Source organism: Pseudomonas alvandae (assembly GCF_019141525.1).
In the GTDB taxonomy this organism is placed as follows: domain Bacteria; phylum Pseudomonadota; class Gammaproteobacteria; order Pseudomonadales; family Pseudomonadaceae; genus Aquipseudomonas; species Aquipseudomonas alvandae.
The window spans coordinates 2,045,279-2,058,884 of record NZ_CP077080.1 but is presented as its reverse complement, the minus strand read 5'-3'; the positions used below and the strand labels follow the sequence as shown (position 1 = coordinate 2,058,884).

The 13,606-nt window shown below is 61.5% G+C and carries 14 protein-coding genes; 4 read left to right on the top strand and 10 right to left on the bottom strand.

The features are described from left to right. The first annotated feature begins 40 nt into the window (after window positions 1-40). On the top strand, window positions 41-1,093 hold the full coding sequence (locus KSS97_RS09185; RefSeq protein WP_030137734.1) for an NAD(P)-dependent alcohol dehydrogenase: 1,053 nt from the start codon (window positions 41-43) through the stop codon (window positions 1,091-1,093). A gap of 6 nt (window positions 1,094-1,099) precedes the next feature. Here KSS97_RS09185 and KSS97_RS09180 read toward each other — a convergent pair whose 3' ends face one another. From KSS97_RS09180 to KSS97_RS09160, 5 genes are all read right to left on the bottom strand, one after another. Then, window positions 1,100-1,903: an IclR family transcriptional regulator gene (locus tag KSS97_RS09180; protein WP_030137733.1), complete on the bottom strand. Its 804-nt coding sequence runs from the start codon at window positions 1,901-1,903 to the stop codon at window positions 1,100-1,102. A 59-nt stretch (window positions 1,904-1,962) separates the two neighbouring features. After that, the gene (locus KSS97_RS09175; RefSeq protein ID WP_030137732.1) at window positions 1,963-3,273 is read right to left on the bottom strand and encodes an MFS transporter; all 1,311 of its coding nucleotides are present in this window, start codon (window positions 3,271-3,273) and stop codon (window positions 1,963-1,965) included. Window positions 3,274-3,506: 233 nt separating this feature from the next. Continuing rightward, window positions 3,507-4,655, bottom strand: a complete 1,149-nt coding sequence (dgoD, locus tag KSS97_RS09170) for a galactonate dehydratase (RefSeq protein ID WP_217861491.1) — start codon at window positions 4,653-4,655, stop codon at window positions 3,507-3,509. A gap of 49 nt (window positions 4,656-4,704) precedes the next feature. Then, window positions 4,705-5,325: a 2-dehydro-3-deoxy-6-phosphogalactonate aldolase gene (locus KSS97_RS09165; protein ID WP_030137730.1), complete on the bottom strand. Its 621-nt coding sequence runs from the start codon at window positions 5,323-5,325 to the stop codon at window positions 4,705-4,707. A gap of 18 nt (window positions 5,326-5,343) precedes the next feature. After that, on the bottom strand, window positions 5,344-6,327 hold the full coding sequence (locus KSS97_RS09160; protein WP_217861490.1) for a 2-dehydro-3-deoxygalactonokinase: 984 nt from the start codon (window positions 6,325-6,327) through the stop codon (window positions 5,344-5,346). Window positions 6,328-6,517: 190 nt separating this feature from the next. Here KSS97_RS09160 and KSS97_RS09155 point away from each other — a divergent pair, with 190 nt between their 5' ends. After that, the gene (locus KSS97_RS09155) at window positions 6,518-7,150 is read left to right on the top strand and encodes a glutathione S-transferase family protein (RefSeq protein WP_217861489.1); all 633 of its coding nucleotides are present in this window, start codon (window positions 6,518-6,520) and stop codon (window positions 7,148-7,150) included. Window positions 7,151-7,153: 3 nt separating this feature from the next. Here KSS97_RS09155 and KSS97_RS09150 read toward each other — a convergent pair whose 3' ends face one another. Continuing rightward, complete coding sequence (locus KSS97_RS09150) at window positions 7,154-7,636, bottom strand: GNAT family N-acetyltransferase (protein ID WP_030137727.1); 483 nt, start codon at window positions 7,634-7,636, stop codon at window positions 7,154-7,156. A 168-nt stretch (window positions 7,637-7,804) separates the two neighbouring features. Here KSS97_RS09150 and KSS97_RS09145 point away from each other — a divergent pair, with 168 nt between their 5' ends. Then, a complete protein-coding gene (locus tag KSS97_RS09145; protein ID WP_198797946.1) occupies window positions 7,805-8,149 on the top strand; it encodes a hypothetical protein in 345 nt (114 codons plus the stop codon). Window positions 8,150-8,179: 30 nt separating this feature from the next. Beyond that, on the top strand, window positions 8,180-8,560 hold the full coding sequence (locus KSS97_RS09140; RefSeq protein ID WP_030137725.1) for a Rho termination factor N-terminal domain-containing protein: 381 nt from the start codon (window positions 8,180-8,182) through the stop codon (window positions 8,558-8,560). Window positions 8,561-8,965: 405 nt separating this feature from the next. Here KSS97_RS09140 and araH read toward each other — a convergent pair whose 3' ends face one another. From araH to KSS97_RS09120, 4 genes are all read right to left on the bottom strand, one after another. Beyond that, window positions 8,966-9,934, bottom strand: coding sequence for an L-arabinose ABC transporter permease AraH (gene araH / locus KSS97_RS09135; RefSeq protein WP_030137724.1), 969 nt, complete (start codon window positions 9,932-9,934; stop codon window positions 8,966-8,968). A 10-nt stretch (window positions 9,935-9,944) separates the two neighbouring features. Beyond that, window positions 9,945-11,489: an L-arabinose ABC transporter ATP-binding protein AraG gene (gene araG / locus KSS97_RS09130; RefSeq protein WP_217861488.1), complete on the bottom strand. Its 1,545-nt coding sequence runs from the start codon at window positions 11,487-11,489 to the stop codon at window positions 9,945-9,947. A gap of 75 nt (window positions 11,490-11,564) precedes the next feature. Next, window positions 11,565-12,569 carry a substrate-binding domain-containing protein gene (locus KSS97_RS09125; protein ID WP_030137722.1) on the bottom strand — a complete coding sequence of 335 codons (1,005 nt, stop codon included), beginning with the start codon at window positions 12,567-12,569 and terminating at the stop codon, window positions 11,565-11,567. A 174-nt stretch (window positions 12,570-12,743) separates the two neighbouring features. After that, window positions 12,744-13,562, bottom strand: coding sequence for an SDR family oxidoreductase (locus KSS97_RS09120; RefSeq protein WP_217861487.1), 819 nt, complete (start codon window positions 13,560-13,562; stop codon window positions 12,744-12,746). Between the last annotated feature and the right edge of the window lie 44 nt (window positions 13,563-13,606).

Genomic DNA, 13,606 nt, shown 5'->3' with positions numbered 1-13,606 from the left:
AAATGGAACCCTCACCGTTCACTGCTTAGCGAGGTCCACCATGTACACAGCCATCGGATATGCCGCCCAATCGGCCACCACCCCCCTCGCCCCAATGAAGTTCGAGCGTCGCAGCCCGCGCGCCGACGACGTGGCGATCGACATTCTCTACTGCGGGGTCTGTCACTCCGACATCCACCAGGCCCGCAATGAATGGGGCATCGCTGTTTACCCATTGATGCCCGGCCATGAAATCATCGGAAAAGTCACCGCGGTCGGTGCGAATGTCACCGGCCATAAAGTCGGCGACCTGGTAGGCGTGGGCTGCATGGTCGACTCCTGCCGCGAGTGCGAAGCTTGCCGGTCCGATCTTGAGCAATACTGCCTGGAAGGCATGACCCAGACCTACGCCAGCCCGGACCGCATAAGTGGTGGCCACACCATGGGCGGCTATTCCGACAGCATCGTGGTCAGCGAGCACTTTGTACTGCGCATCCCGCAAACGCTTGACCCGGCCAGCGCCGCACCGCTGCTCTGCGCCGGCATCACCACTTACTCGCCGCTCAAGCACTACGGTGTGAAGGCCGGTGACAAGGTCGGCGTGCTGGGCATGGGCGGCCTGGGCCACATGGGCATCAAGTTCGCCAAGGCCATGGGCGCGGAAGTGACGCTGTTTACCCGCTCGGCAAGCAAGGCTGAAGAAGCCCGTCGCCAAGGCGCGGACCATGTGATTGTGTCTACCGACGCTGAACAGATGGCGGCCGCGGCCGGACGTTTCAACTTCCTTCTGGACACCATTCCGGTGCAGCACGACCTCAACCCCTACCTCGACACGCTGCATTTCAACGGCGTGCACATCATCGTGGGCTTGGTCGAGCCGGTCGACCCACCGGTACACGCGGCAAAACTGATCCTGGGCCGCCGAGTACTCGCCGGCTCGCTGATCGGCGGTATCGCAGAAACCCAGGAGATGCTGGATTTCTGCGCTGAGCACAACATCAGCTGCGACATTGAAATGCTCGACATCCGCCAGATCAACGAGGCCTACAGCCGCATGATCGCCGGGGACGTGAAGTACCGCTTCGTCATCGACATGGCGACGCTCAAGGCCTGACGCTCGTCAGACCTTGGCACCCAGCTCCGCCGACAGCCGGGCTGTGACCCCTTTGACCAGGGGAATCAGCTCGGCCATTTTCTCCAGCGGCATGTACGGCACGGTGCTGGCGATGCTGATACCGGCGACGATGCGCTTGCCAGCGTCGCGGATCGGCGCCGCCACACATCGGATCGACGGCTCGTTGTCCTCCAGGTCGAAGGCATAGCCCCCCGCCACATACTCCACCATCCGTTGCTGGAACTGCTCCCAGGATTGTTCCTGGTGTTGTGGCCAGAATTGATTCTTCCCACCCGCCGGCAGGCTGATTTCATACAGCCGCTTCCATTGTTCCTGCGAGTCATCAAGCATCAGCGCCTTGCCGATCCCGGTCCGCGCCAACGGCATGCGATGGCCCACACGCGAGCGCATCTCCGGGCCGTTTCGCCCCGGATTCTTCAACAAGTACAAAACCTCGTCGCCCTCGCGAATCGCCAGGTGCACGGTGTCCCCGGTCAGCGCCGACAGCTCGTCCAGGTACGGCCCCGCCAGGCTCACCAATGGCAATTCTTCCCGGGCCTGGAAACCCAGTTCGATCAACTTCGGCCCCAGCAGATAGCCCACTTGCGGCACCACGCGCAGGTAACGTTCGTCCACCAGGCAACTGGCCAGGCGATGGGTGGTGCTGCGGGTGGTGCCGATCAGCCGGGCGATTTCCTTCAAGTCGCGGGCGCCGCTGGCAACCGCCTGGACCACGCCCAGGCCACGCAGCAGCGTCTGCGTGCCGGTAGGAGCGGCATCCTTGATGATTTTTTGATCGTCTTGCTGCATGGCCAGCCTTCAACAGTGAGCGGGGAACGGGCGGCATTATGGTCGCCCGCCCCGTCGGACTACAACTCGATGCGCTCGACCTTCCCGACCAGCAGGATGTAGGACAACGCGCCCATCAATGCCAGCACGGCGATGTAGGTAATGGCCGGGGCAAACGAGTCGCCGCTGGCGAGGAAGCCAATGACGATCGGCGTGGCGATGGCCGCCAGGTTACCGATGAGATTGAACACCCCGCCGGTCAAGCCGAGCAGCCGCGCCGGCGCCAGGGTCGATACCAGCGACCAGGTGATGGACGCCAGGCCATTGCCAAAGAATGCCAGGGCCAGGAACGCGATCACCAGCGGCGTCGACTCGACGAAGTTGGCGCCGATGATCGAGGTGGAAATCAGCAAGCCACCAATGATCGGCAGCTTGCGCGCGAACCCCACCGTGGCGCCGCGACGGATCAGCCAGTCGGAGAAAAACCCGGAACACAGCACGCCGATAAACGCTGCGAGGAACGGCAACGATGCCAGCAGGCCGGACTTGATGAAGTCCATGCCGCGATATTTCACCAGGTAAGTCGGGAACCACGTCAGGAAAAACCACAGCGTGGAATTGAGGCAAAACTGGCCCAGGTAAATGCCCCACAACTTGCGTTGGGTCAGGACGATGCCGAGGTCGCTCCAGTTGAATTTAGCCTTGGCCTTGGCAGTCTCGGCCTGGATATCCACCAGTCCGCCGCCCTCGCGGATCAGCTCGATTTCGGCGGCGTTGGCGCCTTTGAAATCCCGTGGCTCGCGATACACCGCGTACCAGATCACCGCCCAGAGAATACCGACCGCGCCCGTGGCGACAAACACCATGTGCCAACCAAACGCGTGTTGCAGCCACGCCAGCACGGGCGTCAGGAATGCCAGGCCGACAAATTGCCCGGAGGTATAGAAACCAATGGCCGTGGCCCGTTCGCGCTCAGGAAACCAAGTCGTCACCACGCGGCTGTTGATCGGATAAGCCGGCGCTTCCAGCGCACCGACGGCCATGCGCAGAACGAACAAGGCGATGAAACTGGCGGCGAAACCGAGCATCACCGTGGCCGCCGACCACAGCAACAACGCCACGCTATACAGGATGCGCGGCGGCACCCGGTCCACCAGCCAGCCACCGGGGATCTGCATGGCTGCATAGGTCCAGCCGAACGCCGAGAAAATCAGCCCGACGTGGATCGGGTCAATGCCCAGGTCGCTGGTCAGTGCGGGGGCTGCAATCGAGAGGTTGCTGCGGTCCAGGTAGTTGATCACCACGGTGATGAACAGCAGGACCATGATGAAAAAACGCTTGCGGCTGGGCGTCACCAACGACGCCTGCGCGCTCAGGGTGTGCGCTTGCATGTGAGGTGCCTCTTTTTATGTTTATTGAGGAACGGGCGTACCGAAGAAGATCTCCCTGTCTGCGAAGAACAAACTGTGGGAGCGAGCTTGCTCGCGATGACGGTGTCAGTTGACGCATGTGTGACTGATACATCGCCATCGCGAGCAAGCTCGCTCCCACAGGGGATCTGGGGCGCTCATGCGTTTTGCATTCACCATAGGCCCACAGGGATCTTGGGTGGGTCAGGCGTGACTCACCACTCGGCAAAACTGCCATCGGCATGACGCCAGATCGGGTTGCGCCAGCGATGGCCGATGGCCGCGCGCTCGATGACGTATTCCTCGTTGATCTCGATGCCTAGGCCAGGACCGTTCGGGATTTTCACGAAGCCTTTGTCGTAGTCGAACACCTGAGGATCCTTGATGTAATCCAGCAGGTCGTTGCTCTCGTTGTAATGGATACCCAGGCTCTGCTCCTGGATAAACGCGTTGTAGCAAGCCGCGTCCAGTTGCAGGCACGCCGCCAAGGCAATCGGGCCCAGCGGGCAGTGCAGCGCCAGCGCCACGTCATAGGCTTCGGCCATGTTGGCGATCTTGCGAGTCTCGGTAATGCCGCCGGCGTGGGACGCATCCGGCTGGATGATGTCGACGTAGCCTTCGCTGAGCACCCGTTTGAAATCCCAGCGCGAGAACAACCGCTCGCCCAAGGCAATCGGGGTGCTGGTCAACGGCGCCAGTTCCTTGAGGGCTTCGTAGTTTTCGCTGAGCACCGGTTCTTCGATGAACATCAGTTTGTACGGATCGAGTTCCTTCATCAGCACTTTGGCCATCGGCTTGTGCACACGGCCGTGGAAGTCCACGCCAATGCCGACGTTCGGCCCGACCGCATCGCGCACCGCCGCCACGTTGGCGAGGGCGAGATCGACTTTCTCAAAGGTATCGAGGAACTGCAGCTCTTCGGTACCGTTCATCTTCACCGCAGTGAAGCCCCGCCCTACCGCCTCTTTCGCCGCCCGAGCGGTATCCGCCGGACGGTCGCCGCCGATCCAGGAGTAGACACGGATCTTGTCGCGCACCTGGCCGCCCAGCAAATCGCTGACCGACACGCCCAAGGCCTTGCCCTTGATGTCCCACAACGCCTGGTCGATACCGGCCAGGGCGCTCATGTGGACGGCGCCGCCACGGTAGAAGCCGCCGCGATAGAGCACGGTCCAAATGTCTTCGATATTGCGTGGATCTTTGCCGATCAGGTAGTCGGACAGTTCTTCAACGGCGGCCGCCACTGTGTGGGCACGGCCTTCGACCACGGGCTCGCCCCAGCCAGTCACGCCATCGTCGGTCTCGACCTTGAGGAAGCACCAGCGCGGCGGAACGATAAACGTGGTCAGTTTGGTGATTTTCATCTTGTTGTCTCTCTTGTCAGATGCAGCGCGCGGGGCGCTGGAAAAGTCTTCAGTTCAAGGCATTCCATGCGGCTACGTAGGCCTTGGCGCGCTCCGCCACTTCATCCGCTGTCAGGCCCGGCTTGAACAACCCGGAACCGAGGCCGAAACCTTTCACGCCGGCTTCGACGAACACCGCCATGTTGTCCGGGGTAATCCCGCCCACCGGCACCAGCACTGTCCCGGCCGGCAGCACCGCGAGCCAGGCCTTGACCACCGCCGGGCCCATTTGCTCGGCGGGAAACATCTTCAGCACATGGGCGCCTTCGGCCAGCGCGGCAAAGGCTTCGGTGGGCGTGGCAACGCCGGGAGACAGGTACAGCCCCGCCGCTTTCGCCGCCCGCAAGACCTTCGGATCGCTATGAGGCATGACGATCACTTGGCCGCCCGCGGCCTTGACCTGCTCCACCTGTTCCGGCGTCAGCACGGTACCTGCGCCGATCAGGCAATCGGCGGGCAAAGTACTGCGCAGGATGCGGATACTTTCGTACGGTTCGGGGGAATTGAGCGGCACTTCGATGACGCGAAATCCAGCGGCATAAAGGACTTCACCGATAGATGCCGCTTCCTCGGGGCGCAGGCCGCGCAGAATCGCGATCAGCCCGTTGTGCGCCAGCGCTTGTGTGAGCATGTCAGGTCTCCAGTAGGTTTAACGCGATGCGCTGGTTTCCAGCAGCCCGGCCGCCACGGCCAGTTGCCACAAACCGCGTTCGGTGGCCTGTTCGGCCAGGGTCACCTGGGCGAAACCGCAGGCGTCGAGGGCCCGCTGGTAACGGGCACACAGTTGAGAGTTGCCGATCAGCACCACGGTCGGCAGGTGGACGCTGTTGCGCCGATGACGTTGCACGGCGGCCAGGGCCGTCAGCTCATGGCCGATCAGGACACCCGACAGATAATCGGCCTGGGCGCTCGCGCCGAGCTCACCCGTCAGGCCCAGGCTGCGAGCGCTGAACACGGTGGACAACGGACCGATCTCCCCATCCGCCGACAGCGACACCTGCACGCCGCGATCAAAAGCCACGCCGTCGAACGCCGTGCCACGCTGCTGGGTGCGGCCGAGAATGCTGTGGTCACTGAGCACGGCGAAGATTTCGCCCGTCATGAAGGTGTCGAAATGGACGATGCGGCCGTCGGTCACTTCCACCCATTTCGAATGGCTGCCCGGCAAGCCGATCAGCACCGCTTCGTTCGGCAGGCTGTGCAACGCACCGAGTACCTGGGTTTCTTCGCCGCGCATCACATTGGGCAGCCGGGAGCGTTGGATCACTCCTGGCACGATGTGAACATCGACACCACGAAGGCTCCGAATGACTTGTAGGGAATGTCCGAGATTGGCGACGTTTGCCGGCACGTCGCAGTAAGGCGCTTCCCGCCAACCCTGGGCGCTGCCGACCATGCCGCAGGCAATGACGGGCAAGCCTGGCTGCGCATCCAGCCAGTCGCCGCAGGCTTCGTCGAAGGCCAGCTCAAAACCATCGGTGCAGACCTGGCCGGCCACGGTTCGCGGCCCGGACGGCAACTGCATGATCCCCGACGACAGCGAACGCTGTTCGAGCACCTCGCCTCCAGCGGCAAGTTTATAAGCCCGTAATGAGGTGGTCCCCCAATCGAGCGCGATCAATTGCGCCTGCATCCGCTTCACCTGTTTTGTTTTATTGGGCAGTGAGTGAGGCGGACTATAAACCCGCGGGCAATAAAATCTCAATATATAAATATCACTCCCATATATTGGGATTCTCGTAATAACCGCAAAACCATCGCCATCCAGCCAAGACCCTGCTACGTTTTCTGACCGGACGCCAAACAACTCAGGGAAAAAAGTGATGGGACAAACGCTGAAAATCCTCGGACGCACTTCCTCGATCAACGTCAGAAAAGTCTTGTGGACTTGTCAGGAACTGGACATCGACTATGAGCGTGAAGACTGGGGCATCGGTTTTGCCTCGACCCACGACCCGGCGTTCCTGGCGCTCAACCCCAACGCCCAGGTGCCGGTGATCATCGATGAGAACGGCGTGCTCTGGGAGTCGAACACCATCTGCCGCTACCTCGTAGGCAAGCATGGGCGCGACGATCTGCTACCCGCCGAACCTGCCGCACGGGCGCGTGTAGAGCAGTGGATGGATTGGCAAGCCACCGAGCTCAACCCGTCATGGGGCGATGCGTTTCACGGACTGGTGCGCAAGCACCCGGATTTCCAGGACCCACAACTCATCGCCGCCGGCGTCAAACGCTGGAACGACAAGATGGGCTTGCTGGAACAACAGCTGAACCACACCGGCGCTTACGTGGCCGGCGCGGACTTTTCCCTCGCGGACGTGCTCATCGGCCTGTCCGCACATCGCTGGCGCCAGACGCCCATGGAGCGTCCGGACTACCCTGCGGTGGCCGCTTATTGCAAGCGGCTCGAACAACGGCCGGGATTTGCCGAATACGCGTCCGACGCGTACTCATGAACTTCAGTTGCCGTTAGCGAAGTCCCGGAGCACCTTGCCATCCATTCGATAGCGCACCCACTCTTCCTGGGGTTGCGCGCCGAGGGACTTATAGAAGTCGATGGCCGGGGTGTTCCAGTCCAGTACGCTCCACTCGAAGCGACCGCAATCGTTGTCGCAGGCGATCTTGGCCAGATGCCGCAAGAGTGTCTTGCCCGCCCCGCCACCGCGCTGTTCAGGTGTGATGTACAAGTCTTCGAGGTACAGGCAATTGCTGCCCAGCCAGGTGGAATAGCTGAAGAAAAACACCGCGAAACCTATCGGTACGCCATCGCGCAGGCAGATCAGGCCGTGGGCGGTCGCGCCTTCGCTGAACAGGCTGCGCTCGATGTCCGCAACGCTGGCAATGACTTCGTGGCGGGCTTTTTCGTAATCGGCAAGCTCGGTGATGAACGCAAGGATTTGCGGCGCATCGCTGGGTTGCGCGGGACGGATCTCGATCGACATGAACGGGCCTTGTAGCCAATTGAAAGCGCCATACTAAGCCGCCAGGCGCCGCTCGTCACATCTTCTACAGACAAACTTCCACGGTGCCGTTCGTCGCCCCTCAGGCACCAACCCCGCTCCAGCGCGGCCAAAAATCTGGCAAGCATTCCAAAAAATGGAGGCGACACCATGATCAATTCAAGGCTGACAGCATTCACCTTCGCGGCATTGTTGTCCTCGGCGGCATTCGCGGCCACGACCTCGGGGACCGGGCCGACCGACCCGGTTCAGGCGCCGAACTCGCCCGCCACCCAAGGCTTGCCCAAATTGAACACCGACGGCACCGGCGGCACGCTGAACAATGGCCAGCCACCCGCGACGGGCACCGATCCACGGGTCCAAGGCAACGACACGGGGCGTCAGGGCGGCATGAACACCCCCGACTCCACTGCCCCCGACAACGCCGAGACCGGCGTGGGTTCGAAAACCACTACCGGAGGCTCGGGCTCCGAAGGTGGCGCCGCCAGCCAGTAGGCTCTACTCGGACACTGAGGAGGACATCCCATGCCTCGTGGAAGCAAAGACAAATACACCGACAAGCAAAAGCGCAAGGCCGAGCACATCGAAGAGAGCTATGAACACAAAGGTGTGTCGGAGGGCGAGGCCGAGGCTCGGGCCTGGGCCACCGTCAACAAGCAGTCGGGCGGCGGTGAGCGCTCCGGTGGCTCCGGCAAGAAAAAACCCGCCGAAGCGAAACAGTCCGACCGCAAGGAATCAGCCCGCCGCGCCGCCAAGTCCCGCGAGGGTCATCCGCGCACCAGCAAAGCCTCCCACGAGGCCCAGACGGTGGACAGCCTGATGAAGGAAGCCCGGGCGAAAAACATTCCCGGGCGTTCGAAGATGCGCAAGCAGGAATTGGTCGAAGCGTTGCGCAAGGCCGGGTGATGGTTGGCGTCAGGGAGGACGCCTTCGCGAGCAAGCTCGCTCCCACACGGGTTCTGCGCTGCGCCGAAGTTCTGAGCCTGGCACAAAAACCTGTGGGGGCGGGCTTGCTCGCGAAAGCGGTGGGTCAGCTAAGGAAGTGTTAATGTGCCGACGCCTTCGCGAGCAAGCTCGCTCCCACATTGAATCTCCGGTATGCCTGAGTTTTGCGCCTGGCACAAAACCCTGTGGGAGCGAGCTTGCTCGCGAAAGCGGTGGGTCAGCTAAGGAAGTGTTGGATGTGCCGACGCCTTCGCGAGCAAGCCCGCTCCCACACTGGTTCTGTGCTGCGCCGAAGTTCTGAGCCTGGCACAACAACCTGTGGGAGCGGGCTTGCTCGCGAAGGCGGTGTATTGGTTGACAGAATCTTCAGCGCTGCTTCAACCGGTCAATCACCACCGCCAGCAACAGGATCGAGCCGCGGATGACGTATTGGTAGAAGGTGTCGATGTTCTTCAGGTTCATCGCGTTCTCGATGATCGCCAGGATCAGCACGCCCGCGATGACGTGGCGGATCATGCCGATGCCGCCGCTCAACGAAACCCCACCGAGCACGCAGGCCGAGATCACGGTCAGCTCGAAGCCTTGGCCGATCATCGGTTGGCCCGACGTCATGCGCGAGGCCAGGATCACACCCGCCAGCGCACCAATAATGCCGTGCACGGCGAAGATGATGATCTTGGTGCGATCAACGTTCACCCCTGCCAACAGCGCCGCTTCCTGGTTGCCACCGATGGCCATGGTGTTGCGCCCGTAGGTGGTGTAGTTCAGCAGCCAGCCGAAGAACAGGAAGCAGGCAATGGTGATCAGGATCGGCACCGGCACGCCGAACAACTGGCCGTTGCCGAAGACGAAGAAAGATTCTTCGGAAACGCCAACTGCTTTACCGTTGGCAAAGATATAGGCCAGGCCACGGACGATCTGCATGGTCGCCAGCGTGGTAATCAGCGCATTGACCCGCAGTTTCGCAATCACGATACCGTTGATCAGGCCAACGATCAGCCCCATCACCAACGCCGCGCTGACCCCGAGGAAGACGCTGTCAGTGTCGCGCATCACCACTGCCGCAACCACGCCGGCGCAGGCAATGACCGACCCCACCGACAAGTCGAAGTGCCCGGACGCCAGGCAATACAACATCGTGCAGGCCGCGATACCGGTGGTGGAAATCGCCAGGCCCAGGCCCCGCATGTTCAGTGGTGACAAGAAGTTGTCGATCATCAGGGTGCAGAGCACGAAGATGCCGATGGCCGCCAGCAGCATGACCCAGTCGTCGAGGAAGCGGCGCAGGTCCAGGGGTTTGCGTGCCGTTGGCAGTGCATTGTTTTGAATGGTCATGATTTACCTCTCAGTTCGCCGCGTCGGCAACGCGTTGGCGCGGCAGCGCCAGTTGCAGCAGGTTGGATTCGTTGGCCTGGTCGCGCGGCAGCTCGCCACGCATGGCCCCTTCGCAGAGCACCAGAATTCGGTCGGAAATGCCCATCACTTCCATCAGGTCACTGGACACCACAATCACCGCGATGCCCTCCGCCGCCAGGTTGTGGATAATCTGGTAGATCTCGGCCTTGGCACCGATGTCGATGCCACGGGTCGGCTCATCCAGCAGCAGGACTTTCATCGGCATCGACAGCCAGCGCCCCAGAATCGCCTTCTGCTGGTTGCCGCCGGACAGGTACATGATTTTCTGGCTCGCCGCCGGGGTCTTCACCTTCAGCGACTTGATCTGCTTGTCGGCATTGCCCCGCTCCCAGTCACCACGCAATAGGCAGCCGAGCGCGGAATGAGCCGGACGAGCGCTGATGTTGATGTTCTCGCCCACGCTGCCCAACGGGATAATGCCTTCCTTCTTGCGGTCTTCCGGGCAGAGCAGCACGCCAGCGGCGATGGCATCGCGGGGCGAACGCAGTTTCAATTCCTTGCCGTGCAGCACCAGGCTGCCCTCGCTCTGGCGCTCCAGGCCACTGAGCAAGCGCAGCAGCTCGGTGCGACCGGCGCCGACCAGCCCGAACAACCCAAGGATTTCACCCTTGTGCACCTGGAAACTCACCGGTTCGCGCAAGCCCGGCCCGAGCAGGCCCTTTACCTGCAACGCCACATCGCCGCGCTCCCGGGGACGATAGTCATAAATGTCCTGGATATCGCGACCGACCATGCACGTGACCAGCTGATCATGGGTCAGCTCGCTCATGTTCTCGAAAGTACGGACATAACGCCCGTCCTTGAAGACCGTCACTGCGTTACAGATACGGAACACTTCCTCCATGCGATGGCTGACATACAGCACCACTTTGCCCTCGTCCCGCAGGCGGGCGATGATCGCCATCAACCGGTCGATTTCCCGGGCCGACAGGCTGCTGGTCGGCTCGTCGAAGGCGATGACGTGGGCGCCACGGGACAACGCCTTGGCGATTTCCACCAATTGGCGCTGACCCAGGGACAGGCGACCGACTTTTTCCTGTGGGTCGATTTCGTCCGCCAGGCCTTTGAGCAGCGTCAACGCCTGCTGGCGCAGCACGCCACGATTGACCAGGCCGAAACGCGCCGGCAAGTGACCGAGGAACAAGTTCTCCGCGACGGTCATTTCCGGCACCAGGTGCAACTCCTGGTGAATCACCGCGACACCACTGGCGATGCTGTCGGCGGTGCCTTTGAAGGCCATCGTCTGCTCGCCGATCTGCAGATCACCGCTGCTCGGAACGTAGGCGCCACCGAGGATCTTGAGCAAGGTGGACTTGCCCGCGCCGTTCTCGCCCATCAAGGCATGCACCTGCCCCGGATGCGCGACGAAACTGATATTGGCCAGCGCCTGCACGCCGGGAAACGATTTACCGATCCCGTTGAATCGCAAGCTGCCACCGATGTTCTGTTGCTGTGCCGCTGTTTGCGCTTGCATAACCACCTCGAACTTACAGAGATCAAGCGACCCCGTCACGTGTGTGACCGGGGCCGCTTTTGAATCAACCGGCCATCAATTCCACAAGCCGATCTTTTCCAGCTCCTGCTTGAAGTTCTCCCGGGTGATCAGCGTCACCTCGTCCATGGCGGTGTACTTCGGCGGCTCCTTGCCGGTGGTGACCCACTCGTACATCATTTCGGCAGTCTTGTAGCCTTCGATGTGCGGGCTCGGCAGCATCGAACCGAAGAAGCCGCTTTCCGGTTTCTTCAGCTCGCCGATGGCGTCAGTGCCGTTGATACCAATACCGATCACGTTGGCCGCCTTGAACCCGGCCGCTTCGGTGGCACGCACGCCGCCCAGCACGGTGTTGTCGTTCATGCCGCCGATGATCAGGTTTTTCGCGCCGCTTGGCAGCTTCACCAACGCCGAGTTGGTGGAGTCCATGCTGCCGGGGACGTCGAGAGTTTTCAGGGCCGCGAAGAGGATGTGGTCTTTCGGCATGCCTGCGTCTTCCAGAGACTTGACCGAACCGTCGGTGCGCTTCTTGCCGGTGTCCAGCTCGTTGAAGGTGTTGACCACCGCGTAGGTGTCTTTCCAATCCCAGCCACGTTTTTTCGCTTCGGCCGCCATGGCGGCGCCTTGCTTCTGGCCCACCTCGAACGCAGCCATGCCCAGGTACGGCACGTCTTCCATGAACTTGCCCTTGGAATCGACAAAACGGTCGTCCACGGCAATCACCTTGAGATCATTGAGTTTGGCCTTGGCCATGATGGCCGGGCCGAGGGACACGTCCGGCGGACAGATCACGAAGCCCTTGGCACCGTTGGCGGCCAGGCTGTCGATGGCCGAGAGGGTCTTCTCGCCGTCGGGCACGGCGATCTTGATCAATTGGAAGCCTTTGTCTTTGGCAGCTTTTTCAGCGAACGCCCACTCGGTCTGGAACCAGGGCTCCTCGGCCTGCTTGACCAGGAAACCGATTTTTACCGGATCGGCCGCCAGCAAGTGGCTGCTGAGGCTGACCGCGGTCACCGCGAGGGCGGCGCGACACAGGGAACGGATCCCACGACGATGTTTCATAGCTGACTCCTTGTTTTTTTTATTGAAAGCCAAACGTCCAGGGATCTGCTCCACGTGGGTGGAAATGCGCAGGCTGGTCGCTCAAATCGTGTTACTGCACAGCATAGGTCTAAATAGTCATATCGTATGATGATTGGATTACAGGCGAAGTTTCCTACCGCAATCCAAGAATGTTCAGTCGTGGTACATGACCGAACGTCCACCATCGATGGTGATGCATGAAGCATTGATAAACGGTGCTTCGTCACTGGCCAGGAATACGGCCGTCATCGCCACTTCGATCGGCTGCCCGATACGCCGTGGCGGGTGCAGATCCAGCGCGCGCTGGCGTTCGGCATGGGGATCGGCGAAGCCGTTCCAGTAGTCGATGTTCAGTTGCGTCTCGATGTAGCCCGGCGCGATGGCATTCACGCGCACGCCCTTGGGCGCGTACTCGATGCCCAGGGCGCGGGTCAGGCCCAGCAGCCCATGCTTGGCGACGGGATACGGGAAACAGCCAGGAATGATGTGGGACGAATGGGTCGAGGCAATGTTGATGATGCTGCCCACGCCCTGCTCGATCATTTGCGGCAATACCGCCTTGCAACCGTACCAGGCGCCATCCAGGTCGATGGCGAAGCAGCGGCGCCAGTCCTCTTCGGTCATTTCCAGCGGATCGCGGAACACATTGACGCCAGCGCAGTTCACCAGCACATCGATGCGACCGTGCAGTTCAACAGCCCGGCGGGCCATGGCGTGCAGATCCTGCTGGTTCGAAACGTCGACCTTCAGCGCCTGCACATCGGCGCCTTGTCCGCGCCAATGGGCGGCGACGGCTTCGACTTTTTCAGCCTGGATATCGCTGATCACCAGTCGTGCCTGTTGCGACGCGAATGCGGCCACGATTGCTTCGCCGATACCTTGGGCCGCGCCGGTCAGCAACACGACCTTGTCTTTCAGTCGCTGCCCTTTGGGAGGCTCGGGCACGGGCGGCAAGCACAGCACGTCAGCCATGAATCATGACTCCCGCAGGCAGGCACGACAAAAACCGGACATCC